The 13,608-nt window shown below is 54.1% G+C and carries 14 protein-coding genes and 2 tRNA genes; 7 read left to right on the top strand and 9 right to left on the bottom strand.

Annotation, left to right across the window (positions count from 1 at the left end; genetic code table 11):
- Positions 1–108 precede the first annotated feature (108 nt).
- Positions 109–390, top strand: a complete 282-nt coding sequence (locus MWU64_RS03075; RefSeq protein WP_247062009.1) for a DUF3427 domain-containing protein — start codon at positions 109–111, stop codon at positions 388–390.
- Between the two features lie 42 nt (positions 391–432).
- Here the strand turns inward: MWU64_RS03075 and MWU64_RS03080 are convergent, their stop codons facing one another.
- The 3 genes from MWU64_RS03080 to MWU64_RS03090 all read right to left on the bottom strand — a co-directional run bounded on the left by MWU64_RS03080 (position 433) and on the right by MWU64_RS03090 (position 3,351).
- Positions 433–1,164 carry a transporter substrate-binding domain-containing protein gene (locus tag MWU64_RS03080; protein ID WP_247060798.1) on the bottom strand — a complete coding sequence of 244 codons (732 nt, stop codon included), beginning with the start codon at positions 1,162–1,164 and terminating at the stop codon, positions 433–435.
- Between the two features lie 64 nt (positions 1,165–1,228).
- Positions 1,229–2,050, bottom strand: coding sequence for a transporter substrate-binding domain-containing protein (locus tag MWU64_RS03085; protein WP_247060800.1), 822 nt, complete (start codon positions 2,048–2,050; stop codon positions 1,229–1,231).
- A gap of 116 nt (positions 2,051–2,166) precedes the next feature.
- Positions 2,167–3,351, bottom strand: coding sequence for an aminotransferase class I/II-fold pyridoxal phosphate-dependent enzyme (locus MWU64_RS03090; protein ID WP_247060809.1), 1,185 nt, complete (start codon positions 3,349–3,351; stop codon positions 2,167–2,169).
- A gap of 109 nt (positions 3,352–3,460) precedes the next feature.
- Here MWU64_RS03090 and selD point away from each other — a divergent pair, with 109 nt between their 5' ends.
- Positions 3,461–4,498: a selenide, water dikinase SelD gene (gene selD, locus MWU64_RS03095; protein WP_247060819.1), complete on the top strand. Its 1,038-nt coding sequence runs from the start codon at positions 3,461–3,463 to the stop codon at positions 4,496–4,498.
- 53 nt (positions 4,499–4,551) lie between these two features.
- On the opposite strand, the gene rnk is transcribed toward selD, so the two are convergent.
- Complete coding sequence (rnk, locus tag MWU64_RS03100; RefSeq protein ID WP_247060829.1) at positions 4,552–4,938, bottom strand: nucleoside diphosphate kinase regulator; 387 nt, start codon at positions 4,936–4,938, stop codon at positions 4,552–4,554.
- Between the two features lie 259 nt (positions 4,939–5,197).
- On the opposite strand from rnk, the gene MWU64_RS03105 reads away from it, so the two are divergent.
- Positions 5,198–6,112 carry an AEC family transporter gene (locus MWU64_RS03105; RefSeq protein WP_247060831.1) on the top strand — a complete coding sequence of 305 codons (915 nt, stop codon included), beginning with the start codon at positions 5,198–5,200 and terminating at the stop codon, positions 6,110–6,112.
- Here MWU64_RS03105 and MWU64_RS03110 read toward each other — a convergent pair.
- Positions 6,101–6,994, bottom strand: a complete 894-nt coding sequence (locus tag MWU64_RS03110; RefSeq protein WP_247060840.1) for a zinc ABC transporter substrate-binding protein — start codon at positions 6,992–6,994, stop codon at positions 6,101–6,103. The genes MWU64_RS03105 and MWU64_RS03110 overlap by 12 nt on opposite strands.
- A gap of 139 nt (positions 6,995–7,133) precedes the next feature.
- On the opposite strand from MWU64_RS03110, the gene gltX reads away from it, so the two are divergent.
- The 3 genes from gltX to MWU64_RS03125 all read left to right on the top strand — a co-directional run bounded on the left by gltX (position 7,134) and on the right by MWU64_RS03125 (position 8,890).
- Positions 7,134–8,615, top strand: a complete 1,482-nt coding sequence (gene gltX, locus MWU64_RS03115; protein ID WP_247060842.1) for a glutamate--tRNA ligase — start codon at positions 7,134–7,136, stop codon at positions 8,613–8,615.
- 116 nt (positions 8,616–8,731) lie between these two features.
- Positions 8,732–8,807 (top strand) — tRNA-Ala (locus MWU64_RS03120).
- A gap of 7 nt (positions 8,808–8,814) precedes the next feature.
- A tRNA-Glu gene (locus tag MWU64_RS03125) sits at positions 8,815–8,890 on the top strand.
- A 131-nt stretch (positions 8,891–9,021) separates the two neighbouring features.
- Here MWU64_RS03125 and MWU64_RS03130 read toward each other — a convergent pair.
- Positions 9,022–9,873, bottom strand: a complete 852-nt coding sequence (locus tag MWU64_RS03130) for a 6-carboxytetrahydropterin synthase (RefSeq protein ID WP_247060844.1) — start codon at positions 9,871–9,873, stop codon at positions 9,022–9,024.
- A gap of 99 nt (positions 9,874–9,972) precedes the next feature.
- On the opposite strand from MWU64_RS03130, the gene MWU64_RS03135 reads away from it, so the two are divergent.
- On the top strand, positions 9,973–10,581 hold the full coding sequence (locus MWU64_RS03135; RefSeq protein ID WP_348645544.1) for a nucleotidyltransferase family protein: 609 nt from the start codon (positions 9,973–9,975) through the stop codon (positions 10,579–10,581).
- Here MWU64_RS03135 and MWU64_RS03140 read toward each other — a convergent pair.
- The 3 genes from MWU64_RS03140 to MWU64_RS03150 form a co-directional block, all read right to left on the bottom strand.
- Positions 10,570–11,637 carry a response regulator gene (locus MWU64_RS03140; protein WP_247060848.1) on the bottom strand — a complete coding sequence of 356 codons (1,068 nt, stop codon included), beginning with the start codon at positions 11,635–11,637 and terminating at the stop codon, positions 10,570–10,572. The two genes, MWU64_RS03135 and MWU64_RS03140, sit on opposite strands and share 12 nt — an antisense overlap.
- Positions 11,638–11,691: 54 nt before the next feature.
- Positions 11,692–12,972 carry a PEGA domain-containing protein gene (locus tag MWU64_RS03145; protein ID WP_247060850.1) on the bottom strand — a complete coding sequence of 427 codons (1,281 nt, stop codon included), beginning with the start codon at positions 12,970–12,972 and terminating at the stop codon, positions 11,692–11,694.
- Between the two features lie 114 nt (positions 12,973–13,086).
- Positions 13,087–13,548 carry a hypothetical protein gene (locus MWU64_RS03150; RefSeq protein ID WP_247060852.1) on the bottom strand — a complete coding sequence of 154 codons (462 nt, stop codon included), beginning with the start codon at positions 13,546–13,548 and terminating at the stop codon, positions 13,087–13,089.
- Positions 13,549–13,608: the final 60 nt, after the last annotated feature.

The following is a 13,608-nucleotide window of genomic DNA, read 5'->3' on the forward strand; positions in this document are numbered from 1 at the left end:
GTCGGAAAAACGTGACTTCTTCATGCAGAATCTCCCTGCGTGTAGCTTACGGAAAATTCTACTTTTAAACACCGCTGTTTTTCGGGGGGATTACCTCGCGATTACGCGATCAATGAAGGACTTTTTCATTGGCAATCTCAGAATGCCTCTCGGCCTGATAAAGGGTTGGGGAAACGCTATCTTCATCATCGCGAGACCAAACAGCGAATATTTCTGTTTGTAAGAGAACAAGTAAAAGACCAATATGGTCGAACTGAAGGTTACGTTAACTACGGTGAGGTTAGCTATTTGTCTCACACGGGTTCTCAGCCCATGAGCATCACATGGAAGCTGCGCACACCTATGCCACATTTTATGTGGCAGCAGGCGGCAAAACTGGCAGTAGCATGATCGCCGTTCCTTGTTATAAATGAAGTTAGTAAGTTGAGGTATCTACTTATTCTGCGTTCGCGCCCGAAAACCCTCCAAAATCTCGTCCTTGATACCTTCGTCTTCAATTTGCTTAAGAACCTCTGGCAGTATCTGCGCTAATTTCCAATGGCGCCGGTTCAAATAATGGTAAAGGTCAAAAGCCTCCAGCGCCTCTGTAATAATATGGAAGTTTGCCAGCTCTTCGGGTTTTAGTGGTGAAAACTGGGCAACAAAGGTAAACAAAGCAACGTCCACCCGTTTCGATTCAAGCAGACTAAGCGCTTGTTCATTGCTATTGGCGTACACCGGCATCATACCCATGTTTTGGGCCGTCAATTCGGAGATGATAATGCCGCGGCGAACGGCTACGGCACGTGAGCGTTCCGGGGGCAGGGCCAGTAAATGTTCGTCGTTTTTGCGAACAACCGCTTGTAAGGTGCCATGAAATAACGCGTGGTCAACGCGCACAAGATTCGGGAACAGTTCGGCCACGCGTTTAATCCGGAATAGGTCGCCGTCTGCCAGCCCGGTATCGGCCATCATCAAGGCTCTGCGTGATGGTGTGATCAGTATTGAAACATCTACGCCTAATCGTTGATAGGCCTCTTTGAGTATTGCAGAACCTACGGCTGTTGTTGGCTCATCATAAATTGCTGTGATTTGGAGCCGATCGAACTGTTCGGCAATCGAGCCGGCAGGGGCGCATATAAATGCGGCCAGAATCCAAGCGTAATAGCTTTTGAAGGTGAGCATGGCTGCGTCACTTATTTAGCTCGATCGGCTGTCCCGGAAAGACAGATTGGGCTGGTCAGTAGGGCTACAAAAAGTATAGCAGGTGGTTTCGCAGCGATTGCGAGTTATTCGGTGCAGAATGAGCATTGGTGGTATCAGCTGAATACTCGTCGTACCATTTTTCTTGTTTGTTGCGGTAGTTGCTGAAAATTTTGGTTCTAGTACCGTTTGTTTCAATATCCTTGAGGATTTTGGGCAGCGCTTGGGCCAATCGTGCATGGCTTTGGTTGAGGTAGTGATAAAGCTTATAGGTTGCAACGGGTTTCGGAAGTACTTCAAATGCCTGCCAGCTCTCGAGTGCAAGTGGACCAAAACCTTCGATGTCGGATACTAAGGCCATATCTACCCGGCCAGATTCCAGCAGTGTGCGAGCTTGTTCGTAGCTGTTGGCCCGGATGGGTTTCAGGCCCATGGCTTTAGCGGTTTTTTCGGCAATGATGACCCCCAGTCGAACCACGGCGGTTTTTGGTTTAGCGCTGGCGCGGTTTAACACGTCGGCATCACCCGGGCGAACGACCGCACGTAACTCGCCGTACAGTAAGGGGTAATCAACTCGAATAAGATTCGGGTAGTCGAAGGCTACTTGCGCGATACGGAATAAATCGCCATCCAGTAATCCTTTGTCGGCCATCATCAGGGCACGGCGAGAAGGCGTGTCGAGGGTTTTCATGTTTACGCCCAAGCGCTGATAGGCGTGTTGCATGAGGTGTGCGGTTGCAGCGGTGATAGGCACATCGATGATGGCTGCGATACGGATATGTTCGGGGTGCTCGGTACTGTGGCTATTGGATGTGATGCACAGGGTCATCAGTATCCATGCGAGAACGTATTTTCTTCCGTGGATCATGGTGCCCCCTCGAGTCCTGTGAAGGGTCGACTTTACTGGTTTGCGTGGGTTAGCAATCAGGCTATTTATAATGTAGTGCGACTTCCCCTTTATTAAAAGGAAGCCGCCACAAACTTCTATCCTAGCGCTTGTGTCAGGTCTGCAATCAGGTCAGCAGTATCTTCCAGTCCAACCGACAGGCGCAGCATGCCATCGCCGATTCCGCGTTTGAGGCGCTCTTCGCGGCTGAGGCCGTGGTGGCTGGTGGCGCTGGGTTGGCTGACCAGGCTTTCAACGCCGCCGAGGCTGGTTGCAAGCAGAAACACTTTGAGGCTGTCGGCAACCCGCGCTGCCGCTGCTTGGCCGCCTTCCACTTCAATGCTGAGCATGCCGCCAAAGCCGGTCATTTGTTTGTTGGCCAAGTCATGGCCTTCGAATGATGGCAACCCCGGGTAGAACACGTGGGTCACTTTAGGGTGGGCTTCCATGGCCTGGGCCACAGCCATTGCATTTTCATTGTGCTGGCGGATTCTGACGGGCAGCGTGCGCAGGCTTCGTGAGAGCAGGGCGGCGGTTTCCGGAGCAATGAGCTGGCCCAGATTTTTGCGCCAGGTGCCTACCGGTTTTGCGAGCTCGGCAGAGGTCATCAGTGCACCCGCGGTAATGTCGCTGTGCCCGCCCAGGTATTTGCTGGCGCTGTGCAGTACCAAATCGGCACCAAGCCCCAGCGGTTTTTGATTGATCGGGCTGGCAAAAGTGTTGTCTACAGCAACCAACGCACCGTGTTTGTGGGCGGTTTCAGCGATGGCATGAATATCCAGAATCGCCATATTGGGGTTGGCGGGTGTTTCGAAATACACCAGTTTTCCGGGCTGTTTCAGGTGATCGGCCAGCTGGTGCTGTTCTTCTCGAAACAGGAAGGTCACCGGAATGCCCAGAGCCTGGCACTGGTCGATTAAAAAAGCCTGAGTACCGCCATAAAGGTCACCGACACAAACAATGCCGTTGCGCCCGTGGGTAAGTAAGGTTGCGGAGATTGCGGCCATGCCAGAGGCAAACGCAAGTGCAGCTTCAGCTTGTTCCAGTCCCGCTAAACCCTGTTCCAGCTCTTGAATGCTGGGGTTGGTGCCCCATCGCGTGTATAAGCAGCCTTCACGTCGGCCTTCAATCATATCGAGCAAAGCAGCGGTGTTATTGAACCGGTAGGTCGTGGTGTTGTAAATCGGTGAGTAGGGACTGCCAAAGCTGTCCTGATGGCGCCGGTTGTGGATGATGCGAGTGGCAGGGCCGTGTTGATCTGGCTTGCTGGCTGGATTGCTCATTGACGTTCCTATGTGGTGGCTGCAGAGTGTACTGAGCTGTAAACTTATGGGCTCTGGGTATACTAGCAAAAACCCAAGCACACTCCGTAACGCGTAGAAGGAAGAAACCTTGTCTATCAAATTGACCGAGTTCAGCCATGGTGCTGGCTGTGGCTGCAAGATTGCTCCAGACGTTCTTGACCGAATTCTTCACACGGACATGCCGGATTTTCATGACCCGAAATTGTTGGTAGGCAACGACAGCCGGGACGATGCAGCGGTTGCAGATATCGGCAACGGTGTGGGCGTTATCAGTACCACAGATTTCTTCATGCCGGTGGTAGATGATCCGTTCGATTTCGGGCGTATTGCAGCGGCGAATGCGATCAGCGATGTGTATGCCATGGGCGGTAAGCCGGTGATGGCGATTGCGATTCTGGGGTGGCCGGTAAACGAGCTGGAACCGGAAGTTGCCGCCAAGGTGATTGATGGTGGTCGTGCGGTGTGTGCCGAGGCGGGCATTGCGTTGGCGGGTGGTCATAGTATTGATTCCCCGGAGCCAATCTTCGGGTTGGCGGTTACCGGTACGGTGAATGTCGAACGCATTATCCGCAACGATACCGCCAAAGCGGGTGATCTTCTGTATCTGACCAAGCCGTTGGGTGTGGGTATTCTGACCAGTGCGTCGAAGAAGGGTAAGGTGTCGCCTGACGATTTGACGGTTGCAGTTGAAAACATGTCTACCCTGAACAAGGTGGGTGAGGTGTTCTCCCAGATCGAAGGCGTCAGTGCCATGACTGATGTCACCGGTTTCGGGCTAGCGGGTCACTTGCTGGAGATTTGCCGCGGTAGTGGCGTGAAGGCCGCGGTTAGCCGTAAAGCTATTCCGACATTGCCGAACTTGCAGCCTTACATTGATGCCGATTGCATTCCGGGTGGTACGCACCGTAATGCGGCGGCGTTCGGCAAGGCTATTTCCGGTATGACCGAGGCAGACAAGCTGTTGTTCTGTGATCCGCAAACCAGCGGCGGATTGATGGTGAGTGTGGCGGAAAGTAGTCGCGAAGCATTCGAAGCAGCAGCCCGTGAGCAAGGCTTGGAGCTTCAGCCGATGGGGCGTTTGGAAGCGGCGGGATCTGAAGAGAGTCTGGTGTTCATCGAAGACTGAATGCCGCATTAAAAAGCCGCGCCGGGTTTGAGCCTGACGCGGCTTTTTTGTGATTATGCGCTGCGGGTGACGCTAACCACCTTCAGGTGAATCGGTTTGCGACCCGCCATGGGCCATTCGATGCTGTCGCCAATACTCAAGCCCAGCATGGCAGCACCGGCCGGAGCAAGAATGGAGACGTTGTTTTCGCTTTCACCCACTTCGTGCGGGTACACCAGCCTCATCTCGTGCTCTTTATTGGCGTCTTCGTCCACGAAGCGGATAATCGAGTTCATGGTAACCACGCCTTCCGGCATTTCGCTCAGAGGCTTTAAGTCTGCGCGGCTAAGTTCGTCTTCCAGGCCGTCTATCACAACGGACTGCCCAGCCATGCGCTCAATCAGTGTGCTCAAGCGGTTGTAATCTTCTTCTGCTACTACGATTGAAGGTAATTCAGCCATAGGAATCTCCTGAAAAGTCTTTTTAAAAACAAGTGTGGTTTAAGCGCTGAATCCGGAGGGAAGTGAGTGTGGATTCAGCGAAATCAGAGGCGTACAACAGCCCTGCCGGTGTTCTCGAAGGAAGACCGCAGTGCGATGATTGGTGTTTGAATGCCGTAAATCGTGGTGTTCACGTTGTTCACATTACGCCGTTTTGGAAAGCAGTACCCTGAATCTAACCCTCGGGGGACAAAATGGCAACGGTTATAAGGTCTATAGCATGCAGGTAGTTGTTCAGGCGCTGGTGCCGGTGTTTGTTTTGATCATGTTGGGGCATGTACTCAGGCGGATTAATTTCCCCGGCGGGGACTTCTGGCCCCAAGCTGAGCGCTTCACCTACTACATTCTTTTCCCGGCTATGCTGGTGTTTAAATTGGGGCAGGCACGGCTTCCCGTGTCGGCCTACGCAGATACCGCAATGCTGATCGTTGCCATGCTGCTGGTTATGACCCTGGCGTTGGTTGTGGTGCAGTTGTTCTGGCGATGGAGTGGGCCGGTCTTCTCGTCTGTTTATCAGGGGGCGATTCGCTTTAACTCCTACGTGGGGCTGGCCGCTGGCGGAATGCTGTTGGGCGACGACGGGTTGTCTCTTACCGCCATCGCCGTTGCCATCATGGTGCCGTTGCTGAACCTGTTATGCATTCTTATGTTTTCTCTGGTGGCCGGCCAAGACAAAGTCAGCGTGAAGCAGGTCTTGCGCGCAATTGTTACCAATCCACTGATTGTGGGTTCGGTGTTGGGGGTGTTGTGGAGCTTCTTCGAAATTGGTTTTCATCCACTGCTGGCGGGCACGCTGGAGCCGCTAAGTAATCTGGCCTTGCCCATGGGCTTGATGACGGTTGGTGCCGGTTTGCAGCTGAGCGCGTTGCGTGGTGCGTCTGCACCGTTTTTGGTGTCGTCCGCTTTGAAACTGCTTGTGTTTCCGATGATGGCGGTTGGATTGGCCTGGATGTTGGGACTGAGCGGATTGCTGGTGCAAGTGGCGGTGCTGCTCGCCACTCTTCCGACCGCCACTTCTGCCTATATTCTGGCGCGCCAACTGGGTGGTGATGCACCCTTGATGGCGGGAATTATCAGCGGGCAGACGTTGCTGGCGATGGTGTCTATCCCGCTGATGCTCAGCTTACTTTGGTAGGCATTCGAGTACCGCGTCAGCAATGGATTGCTGAAATTCGATGTAGCCATTGGCGGTTGATGCAATGTCAGTCGCCAATGGGTCCCAGGTGCTGACGGTTACGTTCAGGCCTTCCGTGATAGAGCGCCACCACTGGCGGTTAAATTGTGGTTCTGTCAGCAGGCAGGGTTGGTTGGATGCGCGCAGTTTATTTTGCACGTCTGCAATGTGCCGGGCTCCGGGCGACAGTTCCGGGTTGAGAGTGAGTACGCCGGCCAGATCGAGGTCATAGTGTTCGGAAAACCGCTCCAGCGCGCTGTGGTAAGCGAATAGACTGGTGCCATCGAGTTGGCCCAAACTTGCTTTGATGCGTTGTTCGGTCGCGTTAAGACGTTGTTCAAAGCGTTCCAAATTGGCATCCAGTTCCGCGGTGTTGATGCCGTCGAGCGTGCTGAGCTTGGCGTGAACGGTCCTTGCCATATCGAGCGCCATGCGCGGATCGACCCATAGGTGCGGATCTTCACCTTCACCGTGATTGTGATGGTGGTGATCATGCTCATGGTGCGCTTCCGTTTCTTCTGAGCTGGCCTCCGTGAAGGCTACCACTTTGCCCGCGAACTCCTCGCCACCAAGCAGACGGTTTAAGAAAGTTTCCATGTCTGGCCCCACCCGGAAAATTGCATCGGCTTGTTCCAGTGCCCGGCGCTGCGACGGCTTCATGCTGTAATTGTGTGGGCTGGAGCCGGGAGGCACGATGGTAGATACGTTCATGTCATCCCCGGCAATCGCTTTGACGACAAGTTCAATGGGTTTTATGGAGGTGACAATGTTGGTGGCGGATACCGGGGTGGTGGAAACCAAGGCGGCCAAGCCCAGGGCAAGGGTGGTTTTGCTGAAACTCATGGTAGGATCCTGGAATTCGGTTGATACGTTATAATATAACATCAACTAGGAGGTTCGTAAAACCGAATCATGCGAAACCGGGGCAGGCCCGTTATAATGCCTAACTTATTTATCGGCCACTTATTTTCAGGATGGTTTCATGACAGTACGTACTCGAATTGCTCCGTCGCCCACGGGTGACCCTCACGTTGGTACCGCCTACGTGGCCTTGTTCAACCTGTGCTTTGCGCGCCAGCACGGTGGCCAGTTTATTTTGCGGATTGAAGATACCGATCAGGTGCGCAGTACGGCTGAATCTGAACAGGACATTCTCAAGGCTCTGCGCTGGTTGGGCCTGAATTGGGATGAAGGTCCCGATGTGGGCGGCCCTCACGGCCCCTATCGTCAGTCTGAGCGTAAGCACATGTACGCCCAGTACGCTGAAGATCTGGTTACCGCAGGTCATGCTTTTTACTGCTTCCGTACTCCGGAAGAATTGGACGCTATTCGTGAAGAACGTAAAGCGAACGGCCAGAACCCGGGGATCAAGGGTGATCTTGAGCTGCCTCAGGAAGAAGTTAAGCGTCGTCTGGACGCGGGTGAGTCCTATGTGATTCGTATGAAGGTGCCTGATGAAGGTGTGTGCGAAATTCAGGACATGCTCCGGGGCACCATCGAGATTGACTGGGCGCAGGTGGATTGCCAGATTCTGTTGAAGTCGGATGGTATGCCTACGTATCACTTAGCCAACGTGGTGGATGACCATCTGATGGAAATCACCCACGTACTTCGGGGTGAAGAGTGGATCAACTCTGCGCCTAAGCACAAATTGCTGTACGAGTACTTTGGCTGGGATATGCCGGAGCTGTGCCACTTGCCGCTGCTGCGTAACCCGGACAAGAGCAAGCTGTCCAAGCGCAAGAACCCCACCAGCATCAACTTCTATGAGCGCATGGGCTTCATGCCGGAAGCGGTGACCAACTACCTGGGCCGTATGGGTTGGTCCATGCCGGACGAGCGAGAGAAGTTTTCTCTGGACGAGATGATTGAAAACTTCGATATCCAGCGTGTGTCGCTGGGTGGACCGGTATTTGATGTTGAGAAGTTGCGTTGGTTGAACGGCCAGTGGGTTCGTGACGACCTGAGCGACGATCAGTTTATGGCCCGCCTGCGCGACTGGTGGTTCAACGAAGATGCGCTCAAGGCTCTGGTGCCGCACATCAAGGGCAGGGCAGAGGTGTTTTCGGATGTCGCCCCGATGGCTCAGTTCATGTTCAGCGGTATGCTGGACTTGAAGCCGGAAGACTTCGAGCATAAGAAGCTGGAAGAAGCGCAGGTGAAGCGTGTGTTGCAGTTTACCCTCTGGCGTTTGGAAGCTCAGCGCCATTGGAGCAAGGACACGATCTTTGCCGACATCAAAGCGCTGGTGAAGGCGATGGATTTGAAGATGGGGGATTTTATGTTCCCAATTTTCGTCGCGATTGCCGGAACACCGAATTCCTGGTCGGTGATGGATTCAATGGCGGTATTGGGTCCGGACATGACTCGCGCTCGTTTGCGCAGTGCGTTGGATGTTTTAGGTGGTTTTTCCAAGAAAGAAACCAAGAAAGTCGAGAAAGAATACGCCGCTTTGGACGTTTGATAAGCGGTTTGTTTGTTAATTGAACGATGGCGACAAGGAAGTCGAAAAAACTTTAAAAAAAGAGGATTTGGGTGTTGACGGCCTAGGGGCGGATCCTTAATATACGCATCCGTTGAGGGGCCATAGCTCAGCTGGGAGAGCGCAACACTGGCAGTGTTGAGGTCGGCGGTTCGATCCCGCCTGGCTCCACCAATTTCTAGTCCCCTTCGTCTAGTGGCCTAGGACTCCGCCCTTTCACGGCGGCAACAGGGGTTCGAACCCCCTAGGGGACGCCAATACGGCTTCACGGTTTAGTCCACCGGGAAGCCATCAAAAAAACCGCCTTCGGGCGGTTTTTTTGTGTCTGAAGGAAAATGGATTCGGGGTCAGGCCCCACGGGTCTGCCCCCATACTCCGAAGCCAAATGTCAGCGAACCGAGATGGCCCCCTTACCAACCCCCTCGTAAGCCTTCACGCGAATCTCGTCGTCAGCAAATTCTGCTTTCAGCACGTCTGCCATGTGGGCCGCAATCAACTCGACAGTGGTGTCTGTCTCCAGCATGTAAACGCGGCTCTCTGGCAGGGTAAGGGCAAACTCGCCCTGATTGGCTTCGTACTCGAAGCTGATGTAATGCTGGCCATCGTCGCCTACAAAGCGCCGGGTAACGTCTTCTTCGGTGCCTACGTAGATGTCTTCCCACAGCTTGGCCCAGCGCTTCTCCAGTTCGGTGTCGCGCTGGCCGTTGCGGTCAATGCGGATGGGGGAGCGGTGTCCGTGTGCGATGCGCTGACAGTTGCCGAGATGTTTCTTCAGGCCATGCACATAGTGGTAGTACGCACCTTCGATGACGTCTTCCCGAAGATTGATCTCAACGGTGGTGACGTTGCCGGGCAGAACGGCTTTTAGCTCTTTTTCCAGCAAGGCTGCTACAGCAAGCCTCTCCACGCGCTCGGAGGATAGCCAGACAACGGCTTCATCCGGTGAGGTGTGGATTATGTGGCTACCGTCTGTCAGATCCCAGCGAAAGGTGTGTGGCTGATCTTCATGCCAGTGCAGGCCTTCGTAGCCTCTGGGGATGACCAGCCGGTGATCAACTCGTTCGTCAATAACGCGCTTTATGGTGCGTTTCACATTGCTGAAGTCAAAGACCATGCCTTGGTCATCGAGTTCGCCGCCGAGGACCACGTCGGCAATCCAGCTTTCGCCTACCAGCCCTCGTGCCGGGTCCAGGTATGCGAAGTCAATCACGGTGAGGTTGTCGACGAAAAGATGGTTCATGAATGGCCTGACTATATTGGTTGCATGGTGGCGTGATTCTAGCAAAAATCGTTCTCATCAGCAGTTTTCAAATGAGAGCGTCTAACAGGAGGTCGCATCATAGCCACGAACAGCTCGCAGCTCGATCAGCAGTTTCCGGCATTGGTGTTGGCGGCGGGCCGGAGTGCGCGCATGGGGCGAGCCAAGCAAATCCTTAATGTCCCTGGCCAAGGTACGTTGCTAGGGCATGCGATCGGCCAGGCGAGGGTGTTATCGGATAGCGTCTCGGTGGTTGTCGGTGCGCGCTATCCTTTGATTCGGTACCGAACCAGGCAGCCGCCTTCTCGCTGGATCTACTGTGCTGATTGGCAGCAGGGCATGTCGGCCTCTTTGGCTGCAGGAATCAATTCCTTGAGCCCAAGGGCGCGAGGTGTCTATGTGCTGGTTGGTGATCAGCCGTTACTGAGCGAGCAGGGGCTTTTTCGGCTTCGCCAAGGCGTTCTGCGGGCACCTGAGGAAGTGTGGGCAGCGGATTATGGCTTACGTGTGGGTGTGCCGGCCTGGATTCCCCGCCGGCTGTGGTCTGACGTGCTCAGCTTGAAGGGGGATGCGGGGGCAGGGCGTGTGCTGAATCAGGTCGAGGCTAATCCGGTGCAGATTGCGGGAGTGGAGCTGGATGTAGACACTCCCGCGCACTGGCAACGAATAAAGCGGGCGTTAGCCGAATAAGCCCGAAAGCCACGCAATTCCAACGCTGAAAATGCCCAAACTGACAGCCAGGCCGAGCGTGTAAATGCGGGAGTGAGCGGATTTTTGCTGGGCGACGTAAAGATCGATGGTGCGCTGGGCAATGTCTTCGGCCGTTTCACGGGAAATTTCGTGGGCTTGCTGAACGGCTTCTGACTGAAGGGTTTGCCAGAACTCGGTATCAATCGTTTGTACGCTGGTGATGTGGTCTTTCAGCTCGGCCATGTGCTCGGCGGTGAACCCCGAGTTTTTCGCCATTTCCTTACGCGAGATCGCCAGCTCACGACTCAGGTTCATGTTGATTTCGGCGGCCACTTCGTCGCGAAGGTTTTTGGTGCGTTCGTCCACCAGCGCCGTCAACGTGTTCAGGTGCTCTTCAATCCGCGCTTCTTGTTTCTTCTCGTTGTCTTCGAATGCCCGTTTTACGTGCACGTATTGCTCGTCAAACATGTCATTGAGCAGCTCGTGCAAGCGATTGTTTATGTGGGTCTTTACGGCGGATCGTGAAATTTGCTCGATCAGATCTGCGGTTAAAGGCACAGAGCTTGCGTCAGCTGCACCGTTGGTGCTTCCCGCTGCACTGGTTGTGGGTAGTGTGATGGCATCTTCATCGTCTTCGGCCGGCGATGAGAGGCTTTCTGGCATGGGCAGCGTGCCGCGTTCAATGTCCGTTGCCAGTTGCTCCAGCATAATGGTCAGCCCCTCGCTTTGGGGGGGCTTGGTAAGAATGCTGTATATACCGAAGTTCTTCGCTTCATCCGTGAACGAAGAGGACTTCTTCGATGTGCACATGATGATCGGGATGCCGGCGGTGTCGGGATTGCTCTTGATCGCCTTTGCAGCTTCGACGCCGCTCATGCCCGGCATCAAGTGGTCCATGAAGATCACGTCCGGCGCTGTGTTTTTACTCAGGAAATCCAGAGCTTCCTCGGCAGAGCTTGCCATGTTTACGTCCATGTCTCGACTCTCAAGGATTTTGCTCAGGGCGAACCTGGCAACCTTGGAATCGTCAACCAGCAAAGCATTTTTGATTGCCATCTCACTACCTCAACCTGTTACTGCAAACTCGTTGGTGTGGCGACCGGGGGTTTACTACCAGCCTTCCAGTTGCGGGCATTGCGTTGCCCGATAGCTTTTGTCCCGATAGCACACGCCGGGCTCAGTGGTGCGGGCGGTGAACACTTCGCCGGCCGCTGTCGTCAGGCGTACCTTTCCATAGGGTTCGCCGTGGCGGAAAGTCGCTTCAATGGAGCTACCATTGGGATTGCGTAGCAGTCCTGCGCCATGAAATTTGCCTTCCATATATTGGCCATCGTATTTTTTGCCGTCGGCAAAGATTTCCGAGCCTTGGCCGTGGAAGCTGCCGTTCGAGAACTGACCCTCGTAGGAGCGGCCATCCGGGTAGGTCAATGTTCCCTCGCCATGAAATTCGCCATTCCGGAAGGTGCCGACATACAAGAGGCCGTCTGCGGTGGTCAGAGAGCCCGGCCCCTGCATTTTGCCTTGCGCCCAGTTACCCGTGAGTATGTCGCCATTGGCTTTGGTCAGTGTGCCCTGGCCATGAAATTCGTTGCGTTCAAAGCGGCCGGTGTATTGAGCGTTATCGGCACCACGCCACTGGCCTTCACCATGTTGCTGGCCCTTTTTCCAGTCGCCGTCATAGCGGCTGCCGTCTGGGTACCACGCTGTGCCTGAGCCATCAAACAGACCATTTATGAAATGGCCCTCATAGCGTAGACCAGTTTCATCGACCCAGCTGCCGTCTCCGGTTTTTATGCCACCCACCCAGCGGCCGTTGGCAAAATTGACCGTGGTGTATTGCTCAAGCTGCCCGACCAAGGTCAGTTCCTGGCCAGCTTTCAGTGCAATCGTTTTCTCCCACGGTTTATGCCCCGGCTTTTGGATGCTGATGTCGTAGCGGCCGGGGTCCAGTTCTAAATCAAGCCGGGTAGCTCCGTAGTTATTGCCATTGATCGTGACTTGGTCGCCCACAACGTTAGAACGAAGCACCAATTTTCCGGTTGTAGCTGGCTTCTGTTTTTTGGCTGGTGGAGCGATTTCAGTTTGGGTTGGCAATACAGACGGCTCTGCGAACGCGACTGTTTCAAGGCTGTCAGGAAGTGGTTCAACTTCGAACGCTTCGGCCGTGATGGAGGGTTCCGGCGGCTGAGTGACGGGGGTTGGCTGCGCTGGTGGTTTCTTGGGAGCTGCGGCTGGCGGTGGTAAAGAATCCACCTTTGGTTGCTGTATGGCGACGGATGGCTTTCCGCTACCTTCCAGTACCGGACCCTTTTGCACTGAGGCAAAGCCCGCTGTTACAAGTAACATCAGCGCAAGCGCATTGACGAACATCAGCGGTCTGAAATCGACCATGGTTGAACCTCTTATCCCAACTTCCTGGATACTTTTATTATGGAATCATCTTAACCACTGTCCGCTACGTTATGTAACAGAAAGTGTCTGAAGTTGGTCAGAATGCAGGCCAAATCACATTTTGTCCGGTAACTGGTCATGATTGAGCTGTTCCCATGACTTCATGTATACATCCGCTTCATATTGGTAGGGCGACCGGAACGGAGTCAACACGAAATCGAATACCAGGAAAAAGCTGCCAATCGAGAACCAGGCAATCAGCAGCGTGCTGATGGTGGTGGCTTGTTCCTCGGGGTTGGAGTCGATAAAACTTTGCAGGACTGGGATTATATCTGTGGCCAGCACCACAGGATTGAAGCTGGCCATTACGAAGGGGAGCCAAAACGCGATAAACACCGGGAAAAAGCCGTAAGACCAGAGTAAGCGCCTCAGAAGGTATACACCGACTTCGCGCCAAAACTTATGGCGAATCTCGGGGACTTTGCGTATGCGCTCCAGATATTGGCGGCGTTCGGCCCACCAAGCAGCTACTTCGGGGGCGTCAATGGCTTTTGTTTTGGTGGTTTCGTCTGTCATGGATCGGCAGGCTACCTAGTTGAGTTTGTTCGATGCATCATATCCGATAGTACGTGTTAC

Origin of the sequence: Marinobacter sp. S0848L (assembly GCF_023016065.1) — a bacterium.
Classification (GTDB): domain Bacteria; phylum Pseudomonadota; class Gammaproteobacteria; order Pseudomonadales; family Oleiphilaceae; genus Marinobacter.

What these genes read in the sequence shown, in the direction of transcription:
- MWU64_RS03080 (WP_247060798.1), bottom strand. Translation starts at nt 1,164, where the DNA reads ATGCTCACCTTCAAAAGCTATTACGCTTGGATTCTGGCCGCATTTATA.
- MWU64_RS03085 (WP_247060800.1), bottom strand. Translation starts at nt 2,050, where the DNA reads ATGATCCACGGAAGAAAATACGTTCTCGCATGGATACTGATGACCCTG.
- MWU64_RS03090 (WP_247060809.1), bottom strand. Translation starts at nt 3,351, where the DNA reads ATGAGCAATCCAGCCAGCAAGCCAGATCAACACGGCCCTGCCACTCGC.
- rnk (WP_247060829.1), bottom strand. Translation starts at nt 4,938, where the DNA reads ATGGCTGAATTACCTTCAATCGTAGTAGCAGAAGAAGATTACAACCGC.
- MWU64_RS03105 (WP_247060831.1), top strand. Translation starts at nt 5,198, where the DNA reads ATGCAGGTAGTTGTTCAGGCGCTGGTGCCGGTGTTTGTTTTGATCATG.
- MWU64_RS03110 (WP_247060840.1), bottom strand. Translation starts at nt 6,994, where the DNA reads ATGAGTTTCAGCAAAACCACCCTTGCCCTGGGCTTGGCCGCCTTGGTT.
- gltX (WP_247060842.1), top strand. Translation starts at nt 7,134, where the DNA reads ATGACAGTACGTACTCGAATTGCTCCGTCGCCCACGGGTGACCCTCAC.
- MWU64_RS03130 (WP_247060844.1), bottom strand. Translation starts at nt 9,873, where the DNA reads ATGAACCATCTTTTCGTCGACAACCTCACCGTGATTGACTTCGCATAC.
- MWU64_RS03140 (WP_247060848.1), bottom strand. Translation starts at nt 11,637, where the DNA reads ATGGCAATCAAAAATGCTTTGCTGGTTGACGATTCCAAGGTTGCCAGG.
- MWU64_RS03145 (WP_247060850.1), bottom strand. Translation starts at nt 12,972, where the DNA reads ATGGTCGATTTCAGACCGCTGATGTTCGTCAATGCGCTTGCGCTGATG.
- MWU64_RS03150 (WP_247060852.1), bottom strand. Translation starts at nt 13,548, where the DNA reads ATGACAGACGAAACCACCAAAACAAAAGCCATTGACGCCCCCGAAGTA.